This is a genomic window from Streptomyces spiramenti, from assembly GCF_012034385.1.
Taxonomy (GTDB): domain Bacteria; phylum Actinomycetota; class Actinomycetes; order Streptomycetales; family Streptomycetaceae; genus Streptomyces; species Streptomyces spiramenti.
Window position 1 is genome coordinate 92,964 of sequence record NZ_JAAVJB010000001.1, and the last position, 14,500, is coordinate 107,463.

A 14,500-nucleotide genomic window follows, 5' to 3' on the forward strand; every position below is an offset into this window, starting at 1 on the left:
ATGGGACGGTCGGTCGGTCAGTTGACCTTGCGGTCGGTGCCGGCCCAGAAGGGGTCGCGGAGCCGGCGGCGGAGAATCTTGCCGCTCGGGTTGCGCGGCACGCTGTCGATGAACTCGTAGCGGGCGGGCAGCTTGAAGGAGGCGAGCCGGCCGACGAGGTGCCGGTGCAGGTCGCGAGGGGCGGGCCGCTCGCCGGGTGCGGCCACGACGAACGCGTGCACCGCTTCGCCCCACCGTTCGTCGGGGGTGCCGACGACGACCGCCTCGGCGACGCCGGGGTGGCTCTCCAGCGCGTCCTCCACCTCGGCCGGGTAGACGTTCTCGCCGGCGACGATGACGGCGTCCTTGATGCGGTCCTGGATGTGGAGGTAGCCGTCCTCGTCGAGGTAGCCGGCGTCGCCGGTGTGGATCCAGCCGTCGCGGAGCGTCTCCGCTGTGCGCTCCGGCAGATTGAAGTACTCCAGCATGTGGGCGGGGGTCGCGAGGCAGACCTCGCCCACCTCGCCGGTCGGCAGGGGCGCGCCGCTGTCGTCGATGACGCGGACCCGAACTCCCGGGTAGGGGCGGCCCGCCGCACGGGGTCGGCGGCGGCCGGGCAGGTGGTCCTCGGGCGGCAGGCAGATCGCGGTGTTGCCGGTCTCGGTGAGCCCGTAGATCTGGGCGAACTCGCAGCCCAGCAGTGCGATGCTCTCCTCCAGCAGCGTCTCGGAGATGGGTGAGCCGCCGTAGACCACCTTGCGCAGGGTGCTGAAGTCGTCCGGGGTGACGCCGGGGTGGTTGGCAATCATCCGCAGCATGGCGGGGACCACGCAGGCGGTGGTGACGCCGTGTTCCCGGATGCCCTCGACCGCCTCGCCGGGGCTGAAGGCCGGCAGGACGAGGAGCGTGGCACCGGCGTCGAGGTTCTGGGCCGCCCACCACAGGCCGCCGACGTGGAAGCCGGGGATGCCGACCAGTGCGACGTCCTCGGGACGGGGGTCGATCCAGTGGACGTCTGCGCGCGCCATCGCGTCCTTGATGGCGAAGAAGCTGCGGTGGGCCAGGACCACGCCCTTGGGGAGACCGGTCGTTCCGCTGGTGTACAGCTGGGCGACCGGGGCGTCCGGGTCGGCGGAGGGCTCCGGCGCCGCGTCCCCGTCGACGGCGGGCGGTGTCTCCCCTGTGGGCGCACCGGGCACCGACACCGCCGCCCCGTTCTTCCAGCGGGTGTACTCGCCGCCGTCGCCGAGGCGGACCACCATCCCGCGGTAGGGGGTGGGAAGCCGGTCGAGCACGCCGGCGAGGGCGTCCTCCACCAGCAGCACCTCGCTCCCGGAGTCCTCCAGGATGTGGTGCACTTCGGGGCCGGTCAGGCGCCAGTTGACCGGTACCAGCACCGCCCCGGCACGCGCGCAGCCGAACAGGGTCTCGTAGTAGTGCTCCGATTCCTTGCCCAGGTAGGCGACGCGTGCCCCGGGCCGCAGCCCCGCGGCGCGCAGGGCGCGCGCCACGAGGCCGCTGTGGTGGTGGAGTTGTGCGTAGGTGAGGACGCGGTCGGCGCACCGGATCGCCGGGTGCTCGGGCCGGTGGTGGGCGTGGTGCGCGGTGAGGGCGGCGAGGGTCCGTGCGGCGGGCGGTGCCGTGGTCGTCATGCCGTGCTCCCGGTCCCCGCGGGCACCGGAGACTGCTCCGCCGCCTGCGGCAGGTTGGTGATGACGAGGGTCGCGGTGCCGTCGCACCGCCCGCCGGACTCGTCGCGGTAGCGGTAGGCCGTGTCGGCGAGGAGGAAGGGCGAACCGCGACCGGGGGTCTTGAGCTCCACGCTGCCGATGGTCAGCTCGCCGGTGAACTCGCGGGCGTCGACGGGGCGTCGGAAGTTGCCGGCGAACCGCGCGATGAGGATGTCGGGGAGCTGACGCTGCCAGAAGTCGTCCAGCGTCCACTCCGCCAAGGCGGGGTGCAGCCCTTCCTTGACGGCCTTGGCCACCAGGAAGTACATCATCTGGTTGTAGCAGATGTTGACCTCGACGGCGTTGAGGTGACCGGTGTCGTCGATGTAGCAGGACTCGGGCACCGAGAGCCGGGAGTGCACGGTGAGCGCTCCCCCGGCACCGGCCTCGACCCGGGCGGACCGGACGTACAGGCAGTGCCGCTTGTAGGGGCGGAGCGCCCGGTCGAGCAGCTCGTGGTCGGTGTCCCACTCCCCCTCCGCCGCGCCGGCGCTCGGGCCGGCGGCGGCGTCCGGACGGTGACGCGAGGGGCTCACGCGGCGCCCAGGCCCTCGAACAGCGGCCGACCGTCGTGGACGGTGACCCGGTGCGAGACGGTGGGTTCGGGGGCGGAGGTGTGGAGCGCCCGGTGGATGAGGCTCCGGTTGTCCCAGACGAGCAGGTCGCCCTTCTCGAAGGTCTGGAGGTGGATGTTCTCGTCCTGGTACGTCTCGTCGGTCTGGCCGGTCTCGGCGAACAGCCGCGGCAGGAGCTCCTCGTCGAGCGGTCGTCCGTCGGCGTCCTCGATGCCGACGGTGAATCCCTCGCTCAGGTAGAGCACCGTCTCGCCGGTGAAGGGGTGGAGGAAGGTCGCGGGCTGGAGGACCGCCGGTGTCTTCACCTCGACCTCCTCGATGATCTCCGACAGCGGTCGGTAGACGTCGTGCGGCCTGATCTTGAAGTACTTGCGGACGGAGTGGCGGCAGCGGGCGCCCGCGACGGCGTCCTTCAGCTCCTGCGGCAGCCGGCGGTAGGCCGCCCCCATGTCGACGAAGTAGGTGCCGCGGTTCTTCTTGGGGACGACCTGGGGGTGGATCAGGGTGATGCCGAAGGGGTCGGGCATGAACTGGTAGTCGGCGTGCCAGAACTTGCCGGTCTTGGGTACGCCTATCTGACGGCCGCCCTCCTGCACGTTGGAGGAGACGAAGACCTCCGCGTGGTCGGGGTGGTGGTACATCGGCTCGTAGTAGGTCTCCGGCCGGCCGAGGCGACGGCCGAGTTCGAGGAACTGGCCGGGGTCGAGGTCCTGGTTCTTCAGGACGGCGATCTTCTGCGTGTAGACCGCCTGCTTCAGCCGCTCGATGTCGTCCTCGGAGGCGGTCGTGTGGTCGAAACCGGTGACGTGGACACCGAACAGGCCGGTCTGCTGCGGGGTGATCTCCATGGTCGGGCTTCCTCTCGGATCGGGGTCAGCTGGCGGAGACGGCGGTCTCGCCGGTGCGTGCGCGGTCGATCAGTTCGGCGGTGCCCGCGAGGGTGAGTCCGCCGTGGAGGTCGGCGTCGTCGATGTGGACGCCGAGGTTCCGTTCGACCCGCAACGCGAGCTCGACCAGGGTCAGGGAGTCGACGTCGAGGTCGTTGAGGGTGGCGCCGGGGGTCAGGTGCTCCGACGGCGCGTCGTGGATACCGGCGAGGATGTCGACCAGCGTGTCGTAGGTGGTGCTCACGTTGTGCTCCTTCGGGGGTAGGGACGGGGAGAGGACGGGAGCTTCGGCCAGCGCAGCAGGCAGGAGCCCCAGGCGAGTCCGCCGCCGAACGCGTTCAGCAGAACGGTTTCTCCTGCTGTCAGTTCGCCGTGGGCGGCGGCGTCGGCGAGGGCGAGCGGCACGGAGGCGGCACCGGTGTTGCCGATCTCGTGGAGGTTGGTGACCAGCCGGTCCGCCGGTACGCCCAGGTCGTCGGCGACGGACCGGAGTATCCGGAGGTTCGCCTGGTGGGGCACGAACCGGTCCACCTCGGAGGGCAGCAGCCCCGCGGCGTCGAGGCTGGCGCGGGCGGACTCCGTCAGCCGGGTCACGGCGTGCCGGTAGACCTCGCGTCCGCGCATGGCGAAGTGGACGTCGGCCCCCGGGCCGGTGACCGGGCGCCGGGAGCCCCCGGCGGGGACGGTGATGAGCTCCCGACCGGAGCCGTCGCTGCCGAGGTCGAACGCGGCGAGTGCACCCGGTTCGTCGGGGTCGCCCGCCCGCAGCACCACCGCGCCCGCTCCGTCACCGAAGATCGCCAGGTTGCCGCGGTCCTCGGGGCCCACGATGCGGGAGTAGGTGTCCGCACCGATCACCAGGACGCGGTCGGCGGCCCCGGCCGCGATGAGGCCGGTCGCCGTCGCCAGCGCGTAGACGAACCCGGCGCAGACCGCGCCGATGTCGAAGGCCGCAGCACCCGAGAGCCCGAGCCGGTCGGCCACGTCGGGCGCGGTGGCGGGACAGGGATGGTCCGGGGTGACCGTCGCCAGCAGCACCGTGTCGGCCTGCCCGGCGCCGGAGTGGTCGAGCGCCGCGGCGCCGGCCCGGACGGCGAGGTCGGAGGTGGCGTCGGCGGGGTCCGCCACTCGACGGCTCCCGATGCCGGTGCGGGTCCTGATCCAGCCGTCGCTGGTGTCGAGCCGGGCGGCGAGCTCGTCGTTGGTGACCACGCGCTCCGGCACCCAGCCGCCGAGGCCGGCGAGGACCGCCGCGCGCGGGGCGGGTATGACGGGGTTCACTGCTGCTCCTGAAGCTCGGGGGAGGCGGACCGCACGCGCAGCGCGCAGATGGTGGCGAGGACCGCGAGCGAGCAGCCCGCCGCCAGCAGAGCGGTGGTGATTCCGGACGAGAGGGAGGCGGTCCCGCCCGTGCCCGACAACCCCGCGGCGGCGGTGAGAGCGGCGAGACCGAGGGCTGTCCCGAGTTGCAGGGCGGTGGACGCCACACCGGACGCCGCCCCCTGCTGGTCGAGGTCGGCCCGCCGCGCCGCCGCCAACCACATCGCGGTCCAGACGGCGCCCTGGCCGACGCTCAGCAGGACCAGCCCGGGCACGAGGGGCGCGTAGCCGACGCCCTCGGAGGCGGTCGCGGCCAGGGCGAGCGCGCCCGCCGCCCCGGCGATGGCCCCGATCAGCAGCAGCGGTCGGACCCCCCACCGGCCCGAGAGGCGGGCGGTGGCCTGGGTCGCGGTGGCCGTGACCAGCGCGGGGAGGAGGAAGGCCAGACCGGTGGCGAGCGGCCCCAGCTCCTGCACCTGCTGGAAGTGCAGGGTGAGGAAGAACGGGACCGCCCCGAAACAGGCGCCGTAGAGGGCGGTGACGGCTGCGACGGGGAGCAGCCCCCGGGATCCGGCCAGCAGCCCCCGGGGGATGAGCGGCCGGTGGGAGTGTCGTTCGGCCAGGGAGAAGGCGGTGCCGCAGAGCGCGGCGGCGGCGGCAAGCCCGGCGGTACCGGCGTTCCACCACCCGTGGTCGGCGCCGTGGGTGACGGCCAGGGTCGCGAGCGCCGCCGCCGCGGTCCCGCTGACGGCGGCCCGGGCGTCGAGCCCGCGGCGTTCGACGGTGGGGCGGTCGGACGGGAACGCCAGGAGCGCCGCGGCGACCAGCAGTCCGGCCATGGGGAGGTTGACCCAGAAGACGGCGGGCCAGGCGAAGGCGTGTACCAGCAGACCGCCGAGGAGCGAGCCGCAGCACAGGCCCGCGGCGCCCGCGGCGCCCCACACACCGTGGGCGCGGGCGCGGGCGGCGCCGGAGAACGTGGCGTTCAGCAGGGCGAGCGCGGCGGGGAAGAGCAGCGCCCCCCCGATCCCCTGGACGGCGCGGACGGCGATCAGTACACCGGCGTCACCCGCCAGGCCGCCGACGGCGGAGGAGGTTCCGTACAGCGCCGCCCCGAGGAGGAACATGCGGCGGGCGCCGAGCAGGTCGGTGGCCCGCCCGCCGAGCAGCAGCAGTCCGCCGGTGGCGACGACGTAGGCGTTGACGATCCAGGTGAGTCCGGAGGGGCCGACCGCGAGGTCGGCGCCGATCCCGGGGAGCGCGACGTAGACGATGCTGAAGTCCAGCGCGATGGTCAGCTGTGCGCCGGCGAGCGCGGCCAGGGCGAGGCCGGGTCGGGTCGCTGTCCGTGCCGGTGGTGCCAGGGCTGTGCGCGTCATCAGGTTTCCCGGGGTCGGGGAGGACGCCGGCGGGTGGCCGGCGCGGGTGAAGGCGTGGCACTCCGGGGGCGCCGGGGAACGGCGCACCGGGGCGGGCGCGCCCCGATCCGGTCAGGAGCGGGGGGCCCGGGTTACGGGAGTAGATCGTGCTGCGCAGTTCCCGGGACAACAAGCAACGGTGACGCTTTTCGGACCGGGCGCGACCTCGCGTACGCACCCGGCCTGTGGTCCGTACCAGCGAAATCGCGTTCACACGACGTTCGAACAGCGGACGCATTAACGGTGTCGAACCCATCGCGAAACCCGTCGGAAACACTCTTGGTGATGAAGAATCAGCGAATACACCGGGAATTCACACCGAACGATGACTCCGGTTCGACGGAACCGCGCGTTCCACATGCCCGCGGTTTGGCCGGAAAACGACCTGTACAGTGCACCGGAATGCCTGCAAGCGACACGAGACCATTCAACGACAGTCGCACGGGAACCTCATCGGGTTCCCGAAGTCATCTATGTCACAAACGGTTTGATGCCTGCGAAGAGAATACCCCGAGCCCGCGCGCGGAGATCCCCCTCGCGCGCCCCCGGGTAGCACGCCGAACGCCCCCGGATCCGCCAGGGGTCCGGGGGCGTCGTGGCGCGAGGTCGGTCGTGCGATGGGTCGTCAGGACTCGCCCATGAGCGCGCGCACCTCGGTGACCAGCACCGTCAGCGCCCTGCGTTCGGGCGCCGTGGTCTCGGGATGCCAGAGGTCGACGAGGAGGCAGGTGCGCGTGCCCGCCCCGTCGTTGCGGGCGGAGTGCCGGAACGAGTAGTCGAACAGGAGACACCGGCCCTCCTCCCAGGAACGCCGCTCATCGGCGACGGTGATCGAGCAGTCGTCGGGAATGCTCACCGCGAGATGGAGGTTGATGCTGAAGTTCCAGAGATCGCAGTGGTCCGCGATGACCGTTCCGGGGAGAAGCGTGGAGAAGTGGCTCTCGAGCAGCGGACAGAGCACCCCGGCGTCGACTCCGGAGCGTTCGACTATCCGGTGTGCCGTCGGCACCAGCTCGGCGGTTTCCTTCTCCATGGCGCCGCGCCGGAAGAGATAGACGGCCCGCCAGTCCTCCTGGTTCCCCAGGTAGTGGTCGTACCGGGCGAACCGCTCGCGGCGGGTGGCCCAGGATTCGGTGATTTCACGCTTGATGTCCCCGTGCGCCGCCTCGAGTTCCCGTACCAGCGGCAGGAACTCCGGATATGCGTAGGGGTCGTGCCACGGCTGCTGCGATATGCCGGGGAGCACCCAGCGGGCGCCCTGCTGCAACGGGTGCCGGCTGTCCGTCTCGACGCGCATCATCTCCTCGACGCGCGCCAGGGACCCGGCACCGTACTCGGATCTGATCGCGGCGAACGCCTCGTCGATCTCCGGGGTCATGCTCCGGTCCTCCTCCGTGTCGCCGGCGGGCGCCACGGCGAGGCGTCCCGTGGACAGAGGGTCGGACCGGTCCGCCGTCCGGTTCCCCGGTCCGCGGTTCGGGGAACCGGACGGGCGGCGATCGGGCCCTCCCGCCGGGCGTTTCGGGCCGCCCCCGGGACGTCCCCGAGGGGCCTCGCCGCCGGGCGCAACGCCCGGTGTCCCCGCGCGGTGGTGCGCTTCGGGCGGCCGGCGGGCACCGGCCGACCATCCGCGGCGGTCGGCGGTGGCGGTCCGGTGTGGCGGTACCGAAAGCCGGGCAGAGTGGCCGCGTCACGGAGTGAGAACATGAGCGCACTATGCGACTGACCGGGGCGGTGCGAGGCGTCAGAGCGGCGGTGTTCGCCGGTGTCTGCGTGGTCCTCGCGCTCGTCGGTCACGTACACAGCTCCGGCGCGGCGGTGCCCGCGCCGGTGGCTCTCGCGGCCTTCGCGGCCGTCGCCGCGGTGGCGTGGGCAGCCGCCGGTGCCCGTCGCGGTCCGTGGGCGGTCACCCTGGCGGCAGGCGGGGTCCAACTCGGCCTGCACCTCGCGTTCTCCGTCGGGCAGAACGCGGCACCCCCAGTGGCGGCGGCGTCGCCGGGCGGCTCGGTGATGGACGTCGCGCGGTCCCTGCTGTGCGGGGGCGACACCGGCGCGACGCTGACCCACGAGCGGGCGATGCAGCTGATCATGGCGTCCGGCCTGCCGGTGCCCGACCACGATCACGCAGCCGCCGTCGCGCACTCCGCCACGGAGCACGGCGGGCACGCGGTGCACGCCGCGGCGGCACTCCCCGGCACGCACTCGGGCGCGATGCTCCTCGCCCACGTGCTGGCGGCGACCGTGTCGGGGCTGTGGCTGGCGTGGGGCGAACGGGCCGCGTGCTCGCTGTTGTCCCAGGTCGGACCCTGGCTGCTGGCCTCGCTCCGGCCCCTGCTCGGCCCCCTGTTCGTGCCGGCGACGCCGCCGGCCTGCCCGCGCGCCGCGCTCGACCGACCGCTCCTCCCGCTGCGCACGCGGTTGCTCCTCCACACGGTGATCTCACGGGGACCGCCCCTCCCCCGGGCTGTCGGCTGACGACAGCGGGAACCACCCGGCGCCGCCCGGCGGCTCCGGCAGGCCGGGGCGTGCACGCGGCCCCGGCGGTACCCGGGCGGCCCGCCCATGCGACGGGTCGCCTCCCACCGCACCTGACGAGGTCACCAGTGATCACACCTGCTGTGCACACCCCTGCCCCGGCGCCGACCGCCGACGGTCGCGTACCGGCGCAGCCGCCCCCTCCCGAACAGGCCCGTGGCGGGGCGGCGCACCGCCCCGCCGGCACCGACCCCGACCGAGGCCGCACCCTGCTGGCTCTGACGGCGGCACGGACCGGCTGTCCCGAGGACGTGGCGCGGTTCGTGGCTGCGTTCGACGCGGACGTCCGCCGGTACATCGCCTTCCTCCAGCCCGACACGGACGGCGTGGAGGACCTGGCGCAGGAGACGATGCTCCGTGCGCTGCTGTCTCTGCGCCGCTTCGAGGGCCGGTCCTCCGCGCGGACCTGGCTGCTGTCGATCGCCCGCCGCACGGTCGTCGACAGCGTGCGCCGGGCGTCGGCCCGGCCACGCCTTTCCGACGCGGCCGACTGGCAGCGTGAGGCGGAGTGGCGTCAGGCTCGCAACATCCCGGGGTTCGACGAGGGCCTGGCCCTGCGGGGGTTGCTGGAGAGCCTGTGCGAGGAGCGACGCGAGGCGTTCGTGCTCACCCAGTTGTGCGGCATGCCGTACGACGCGGCTGCGGTGCTCTGCCGCTGCCCGGTCGGCACGGTTCGTTCCCGGGTCTCCCGGGCGCGGGCCGAACTGCTGCGGCTACTGCGCGAGGCCGAGGACCACGACCCGCCCCACGCCTCACCCGGGTCCGCCGAGAGCGGGCGGATGGCGGCCTGAACGGGCGTCGCCACCGGGCGGCGGCCCCGCCTCGACGAGGAGGGGCCGCCGCCGAGCGCCCGGCGGGGGTCAGAGCGAGGGGCGGGTCACCACCGCGGTGACGGGGATCTCGCCCGACTGCTGGAACGTCAGGACGAAGTCGACCCGCTCCCCCTCGGCGAGCGGCCGGTCGACCGTGAGCATCACGTTGGGGGTGAACGGGGTCATCTCCAACGTGGAGTCGGCCGGAACGGCGATCTCCGGGATCATGATCATTCGCCCGGCGCCCTCGGTCAGCTCGCGGTCGCCGAACATCGCCTCGCCCCTGGTGCTCCGTACCGCGAGGATCCGGTCCTCCGATCCTCCCTCGTTGGACACCGCGAAGAAGACCCCGGTGGTCTGCTGGCTCTCGAGGATCGGCAGGAAGACCCGGCCCTCCTCGACCCTCACGTCCGCGGGGCTCCCTGCCTGCCCGGCGACAGTCCAGACCGCGAGGCCGGCGAGGGTGAGGCCGCCTGCCAGCACCGGCGCCAGCACGGCACGGGCCGCGTCGCGCAGCCGGCCGCCGCCGGCCACGACGGTCCGGGCCGGCTCCTGGGTACGGGGTTCCTCGGTGGGGGCCGTCACGAGACGCTCCTGGGGTCGGGGCGCCGGTCACGGACGGGCGAGGGCTGCCAGGTCCGCAGGCGCAGGCTGTTGAGGACGACCACCAGGGAACTCACCGACATCGCCGCCGCGGCGACCATCGGGTTGAGCCAGCCGGTGGCGGCGAGGGGCAGGGTCACGGCGTTGTACCCGAACGCCCAGGCCAGGTTGGTGCGAATGGTCCCCAGGGTCCGCCGGGCCAGCGCGGCGGCGTCCGCGAGGGCGGCGAGGTCGCCCCGGACGAGGGTGACGTCGGCGGCGCCGATGGCGGCGTCCGTCCCGCTGCCCATCGCGATGCCGAGATCGGCCGAGGCCAGCGCGACGGTGTCGTTGACACCGTCCCCCACCACCGCGACGCGCCGGCCCTCCGCCCGCAGCCGCGCCACCAGCCGCGCCTTGTCACTCGGTGAGCTGCGGGCGTGCACCTCCGCGATCCGGAGCTCGGCGGCGACGGCGCGCGCCGGCCCCTCGCTGTCTCCCGTGGCGAGCACCGGTCGCATGCCGAGCCGGCGCAACCGCTCCACCGACCGGTACGCACCGCCGCGCACCACGTCCCCCACGCCGAGAACGGCGGCGGGTACACCGTCGAGGGAGACCAGGACCGGGGTCAGCGCCTCCGACTCCGACCGGGCCGCCGCGGCGCGCAGCTCGGCCGGGAGCGTGTCCCCGTCGGTGACGGCGGTGACCGTCACCGCTCTGCCGGAGACGACGGCCGCGACCCCGCGGCCGGGGGTCGCGACAAAGTCGGACGCCTCCGGCAGCTCGCCGGCGACGCGTTCGGCGTGGGCGGCGACCGCCCGCCCCAGCGGGTGCTCGGAGGGGCGCTCCGCGGCACCGGCCAGCCGCAGGACCTCCTTCTCCTCGCCGGCGTCCGTGGCCGTCTCGCACCGCACGACGGTCATGCGCCCGGTGGTGAGGGTGCCGGTCTTGTCGAGCACCACGACGTCGACGCGGCGCAGCGCTTCCAGCGCGCGCGGGCCCGAGACGAGCACCCCGAGTTGGGCACCGCGCCCGGTCGCCGCCATCAGCGCGGTCGGGGTGGCGAGGCCGAGGGCGCAGGGGCAGGCGACCACCAGCACGGCCACGGCCGAGGTCAGGGCCGCCTGGGTGTCCGCGCCGGCGCCGAGCCAGAAGCCGAGAACGGTGACGGCGATGGCGAGGACCGCCGGCACGAAGCCCCCGGCGACGCGGTCCGCCACGCGCTGGGCGCGGGCCTTCCCCGCCTGGGCGTCGGCGACCAGCCGTGCGATGCGGGCCAGTTGCGTCTCGGAGCCGACCGCGGTGGCCCGTACGTGGAGCACTCCGCCGCTGTTCACGGAGCCGCCCAGGACGGCGACTCCCGGACCGGCCTCCACCGGCTTGCTCTCACCGGTCATCAGCGAGACGTCGAGGGCGGAGCTGCCTCGCGCCACCACTCCGTCCCCGGCGACCCGCTCGCCGGGGCGGACGACGAAGACGTCACCGACGGCCAACCGCTCGATGGGAACGGTGTGCTCCGCCCCGGCGTCGTCCCTGATGGTCACCTCGCGGGGCGCCAGCGCGGCCAGTGCGCGCAGCGCGGCTCCGGTGCCGTCCTTGGCGCGTCGTTCGAGGAACCGCCCGAGCAGGACGAACAGCGGTACCGCCGCGGCGGCCTCGAAGTAGATGTGCGCCACGCCGTCGGAGGCCGACGGGAGGAAACTGAACGGCATCCGCATCCCCGGCACCCCGGCTCCGCCGAGGAGGAGCGCGTACAGCGACCAGAGGTAGGAGGCGCAGACCCCGAGCGAGACCAGGGTGTCCATGCCGGCGGTCGAGTGGCGCAGCCCGCGGAGGGCGGCCCGGTGGAAGGGCAGCGAGCTCCACGCCACGACGGGGGTGGTGAGGGCGAGGCACACCCACTGCCAGTAGGTGAACTGCCAGGCGGGGACCATGGACAGCAGCATCACGGGGACCGCCAGTGCGGCGGTGGCGGTCAGCCGGACGCCCTCGCCCGGGTCGGTGTCCTCGTGGTCGGCCGGCGGCTCGTCCGCCGAGGGGGCGGCGCCGTAGCCGGCCGCCTCGACCTGGCGCACCAGGACCGCGGGGGCGATGTCCGCCGGGTGGCTGACGCGGGCGACACCGGTGGCCAGGTTGACCGTCGCCGTGACGCCGGGGAGGCGCGCGAGGCGCTTCTCGACCCGGCTGACGCAGGCGGCGCAGGTCATGCCGGTGACGGACAGGTCGGTGGTGGTCCCGGGTGCGGGCGGCGCGCTCACCTGCCACCACCGTGGCCGTGGCCGCCGTCCTCGACGGTGGCGGCCGGGCCCGCCCCGGGGTGCATGCCCGGGGCGACGGGGCCGAGAAGGCTGCCGGTGGCGAGAGCGGCGGCGAAGAGGAGCGCGAGCAGGGCGACGAACCCGGTGGCGGGCGCGCGCAGGACCGCGGTGGCCGAAGGTGGGCGGGCGGGCGGCTGGTTCATGAACGGTTCTCCGAGCAGCGGTACGGGCGGCCGGCCGTGGCACGGCGGCAGCGGCACGCCGACGTGTTCCGCAGCGGGCCGCCGCCGCAGGGGCCGGGGTGAGATGGGTCGGCCCGACCCGCGGCGCGGTTCCCGCTGTTCCCACAGATATTGCCTCGCTGTCAAGACCCCCGCACCCGTTACCCGGGGCGCCCGACCGGCCGCCCGCCGGTGTTCAGAGCGCCGCGACGAACTCCCGGGCCCGCGCGGTGATGCCCTCCCAGTCGCCGGCCGCGACGGCGGCGGGGGGTACGACGTCGGAGCCGGCGCAGACGGCGAGCGCCCCGGCCCGCAGGTACTCCGCCGCGTTGGCGGCGTTGACCCCGCCGGAGGCGACGAGCGGCACCCCGGGGTAGGGCCCGGCGAGGTCCTTGAAGTGCCGTGGGCCGAAAGCGTGAGCGGGGAAGATCTTCACCGCGGTGGCGCCGAGGTCCAGCGCCTGCCCCACCTCGGTGGGGGTCAGCGCGCCCATCACGACGGGCAGGCCGCGGTCGTGGGCGACCTCGGCGACCTCCGGGCGCAGGCCGGGCGTGACGAGGTAGCGGGCCCCTGCGTCGGCGGCGCGCACGGCCTGCTCCGCGGTGGTGACCGTGCCGGCCCCGACCAGCACCCCGTCGCCGTGCGCGGTCGCGCGGCGCAGCAGGTCGTCCAGGCCGGGGGTGGTCCAGGTGAGTTCCACCCATCGGATGCCGCCCTCACGGAGCGCTTCGCAGAGGGCGACGGGGTCGGGCACGACGGGTGCGCGGACGACGGCGATGACGCGGTCGGCGGTGAGGGCGTCGAGAGAGGTGGAGGGGTCGGGGGTGTTGCTCACGGGGCGGTGCTCCAGGGCGAGTCGGGTGCGAGGCAGGGGTCGATGCGGGCTCTCGGCGGCATGCGGGGGACGTCGTCGGTGGTGGTCAGTGCGGCGCGGGCGGCGAGGTGGCCCAACCGCAGCCGCGCCTCCTCCGGCCGGTCCTCCAGGAGTCCCGCGAGGTACCCGGCGGCGAAGGCGTCCCCGGCGCCGACGGGTTCGACGACGTCGACCCGGGGCGCGGGGACGAAGGTGGTCCCCGCTTCCGGGGTGAAGGAGGTGGCGCCGATCTCGGCGTCCTTGACCACGACGCGCGGCACGGCGGCGAGCAGTCGGCGGATGTCCTCGGGACAGGCGGTCCCCCACAGCGCTTCGGCCTCGTCCCGCCCGACGAGGACGAGGTCGGCGGCGCGCGCCAGGGCGAGCAGCGTGTCGGCGGCGCGCTCCCGGTCACGCTGCCAGAGCGCGGCGCGGTGGTTGACGTCGAAGGAGAGCAGGGGGCCGGTGACGGCCCGGTCCACGAGCAGCGCCCGGAGGAGGCGCAGGCAGCTGTCGGAGAGCGCCGCCGTGATGCCGGTGAGGTGGAGCACCCGGGCCGCGCCCAGGAGTTCGGGGGCCGGGGGCGCGGGGCCGAGGGCCGAGGCGGCCGAGCCGGCCCGGTAGTAGTGGGGGCGGGTGCCGCCCGGGGCGGGTTCCTTGACGTACAGGCCGGTGGGTCTGGCCGGGTCGGTCTCCACCGCGTCGGTGGAGACGCCGCGGGCGGTGAGGTCGGCGAGGACACGGCGGCCGAAGGGGTCGTCACCGACGCGGCCGAGCCAGGCGGTCCGGTGGCCGAGACCGGCGAGGGAGGCGGCGACGTTCGACTCGGCGCCGCCCGTGCGGAGGTTCAGCGTGTCGCCGGCGTGGAGCGGTCCGGGTCCCGACGCCGTGAGGACGGCCATGGTCTCCCCCAGGCAGACCACGTCGGGCGGGGGCGGCGCTGCCGTCGCGGGGCTGGTGGGGTGCACACGGGCTCCATGGGCGGTGGTCGGGCGCCCGGTGGGGCTCTTCCGGCCGCCCGCCGACCGCGGGAGCGGCGGTGCCGGCCACCGGGCCCGGCGCCGTGGGGCGCGCCGGGGCGTCGTTCCGATAGACGAGGAGAACCTACCCGGGCGGTCTCACCCCTGGCCAGGAGCAGCCGCGCCCGGCCTGCCGAGGCGCTCCGCCCCGGCGGTTCGACCGCGTCGGTGGTTCGACCGCGTCGGTGGTTCGACCGCGTCGGTGGTGGCCGCGGGTCCCGGGCACCGGCGGCACGCCCGTTCCCTCCGGAGGCGCGCCCGGTCGCGCCTCCGGACCGGCCGGCCCGGGTGGGTTGCGGGCACCGTCCGGG

At 74.5% G+C, this 14,500-nt stretch carries 14 protein-coding genes; 2 read left to right on the forward strand and 12 right to left on the reverse strand.

Annotated elements, in window-relative coordinates; genetic code table 11:
- Nucleotides 1–17: 17 nt before the first annotated feature.
- The 7 genes from HCJ92_RS00185 to HCJ92_RS00215 all read right to left on the reverse strand — a co-directional run bounded on the left by HCJ92_RS00185 (nucleotide 18) and on the right by HCJ92_RS00215 (nucleotide 7,287).
- Nucleotides 18–1,631 (reverse strand): long-chain-fatty-acid--CoA ligase, encoded by a 1,614-nt coding sequence (locus HCJ92_RS00185; RefSeq protein ID WP_167931272.1) that lies wholly within the window; start codon nucleotides 1,629–1,631, stop codon nucleotides 18–20.
- The gene (scoD, locus tag HCJ92_RS00190; RefSeq protein WP_167931273.1) at nucleotides 1,628–2,245 is read right to left on the reverse strand and encodes a (2E)-enoyl-ACP glycyltransferase; all 618 of its coding nucleotides are present in this window, start codon (nucleotides 2,243–2,245) and stop codon (nucleotides 1,628–1,630) included. The genes HCJ92_RS00185 and scoD overlap by 4 nt, the downstream gene beginning before the upstream one ends.
- Complete coding sequence (scoE, locus tag HCJ92_RS00195) at nucleotides 2,242–3,132, reverse strand: (3R)-3-[(carboxymethyl)amino]fatty acid oxygenase/decarboxylase (protein WP_167931274.1); 891 nt, start codon at nucleotides 3,130–3,132, stop codon at nucleotides 2,242–2,244. Before scoE ends, scoD begins: the two co-directional genes overlap by 4 nt.
- Nucleotides 3,133–3,157: 25 nt before the next feature.
- Nucleotides 3,158–3,415 carry a phosphopantetheine-binding protein gene (locus tag HCJ92_RS00200; RefSeq protein WP_167931275.1) on the reverse strand — a complete coding sequence of 86 codons (258 nt, stop codon included), beginning with the start codon at nucleotides 3,413–3,415 and terminating at the stop codon, nucleotides 3,158–3,160.
- On the reverse strand, nucleotides 3,412–4,452 hold the full coding sequence (locus HCJ92_RS00205) for a beta-ketoacyl-ACP synthase 3 (RefSeq protein ID WP_167931276.1): 1,041 nt from the start codon (nucleotides 4,450–4,452) through the stop codon (nucleotides 3,412–3,414). Before HCJ92_RS00205 ends, HCJ92_RS00200 begins: the two co-directional genes overlap by 4 nt.
- The gene (locus HCJ92_RS00210; protein WP_167931277.1) at nucleotides 4,449–5,870 is read right to left on the reverse strand and encodes an MFS transporter; all 1,422 of its coding nucleotides are present in this window, start codon (nucleotides 5,868–5,870) and stop codon (nucleotides 4,449–4,451) included. The genes HCJ92_RS00205 and HCJ92_RS00210 overlap by 4 nt, the downstream gene beginning before the upstream one ends.
- Nucleotides 5,871–6,534: 664 nt before the next feature.
- Nucleotides 6,535–7,287: an aspartyl/asparaginyl beta-hydroxylase domain-containing protein gene (locus tag HCJ92_RS00215; RefSeq protein ID WP_167931278.1), complete on the reverse strand. Its 753-nt coding sequence runs from the start codon at nucleotides 7,285–7,287 to the stop codon at nucleotides 6,535–6,537.
- A gap of 338 nt (nucleotides 7,288–7,625) precedes the next feature.
- Here HCJ92_RS00215 and HCJ92_RS00220 point away from each other — a divergent pair, with 338 nt between their 5' ends.
- Nucleotides 7,626–8,384 carry a PE-PGRS family protein gene (locus HCJ92_RS00220; protein WP_167931279.1) on the forward strand — a complete coding sequence of 253 codons (759 nt, stop codon included), beginning with the start codon at nucleotides 7,626–7,628 and terminating at the stop codon, nucleotides 8,382–8,384.
- 128 nt (nucleotides 8,385–8,512) lie between these two features.
- Nucleotides 8,513–9,235, forward strand: a complete 723-nt coding sequence (locus HCJ92_RS00225; protein WP_420824651.1) for a sigma-70 family RNA polymerase sigma factor — start codon at nucleotides 8,513–8,515, stop codon at nucleotides 9,233–9,235.
- Nucleotides 9,236–9,304: 69 nt separating this feature from the next.
- On the opposite strand, the gene HCJ92_RS25455 is transcribed toward HCJ92_RS00225, so the two are convergent.
- From HCJ92_RS25455 to HCJ92_RS00250, 5 genes are all read right to left on the reverse strand, one after another.
- A complete protein-coding gene (locus HCJ92_RS25455) occupies nucleotides 9,305–9,841 on the reverse strand; it encodes a copper chaperone PCu(A)C domain-containing protein (protein WP_167931280.1) in 537 nt (178 codons plus the stop codon).
- On the reverse strand, nucleotides 9,838–12,045 hold the full coding sequence (locus tag HCJ92_RS00235; RefSeq protein WP_167931289.1) for a heavy metal translocating P-type ATPase: 2,208 nt from the start codon (nucleotides 12,043–12,045) through the stop codon (nucleotides 9,838–9,840). The genes HCJ92_RS25455 and HCJ92_RS00235 overlap by 4 nt, the downstream gene beginning before the upstream one ends.
- A 47-nt stretch (nucleotides 12,046–12,092) precedes the next feature.
- Nucleotides 12,093–12,299: a hypothetical protein gene (locus HCJ92_RS00240; protein ID WP_167931281.1), complete on the reverse strand. Its 207-nt coding sequence runs from the start codon at nucleotides 12,297–12,299 to the stop codon at nucleotides 12,093–12,095.
- A 214-nt stretch (nucleotides 12,300–12,513) separates the two neighbouring features.
- On the reverse strand, nucleotides 12,514–13,152 hold the full coding sequence (locus tag HCJ92_RS00245) for a bifunctional 4-hydroxy-2-oxoglutarate aldolase/2-dehydro-3-deoxy-phosphogluconate aldolase (protein WP_167931282.1): 639 nt from the start codon (nucleotides 13,150–13,152) through the stop codon (nucleotides 12,514–12,516).
- Entirely contained in the window at nucleotides 13,149–14,138 is a 990-nt protein-coding gene (locus HCJ92_RS00250; protein WP_338053929.1) for a sugar kinase, read from the reverse strand. Before HCJ92_RS00250 ends, HCJ92_RS00245 begins: the two co-directional genes overlap by 4 nt.
- Between the last annotated feature and the right edge of the window lie 362 nt (nucleotides 14,139–14,500).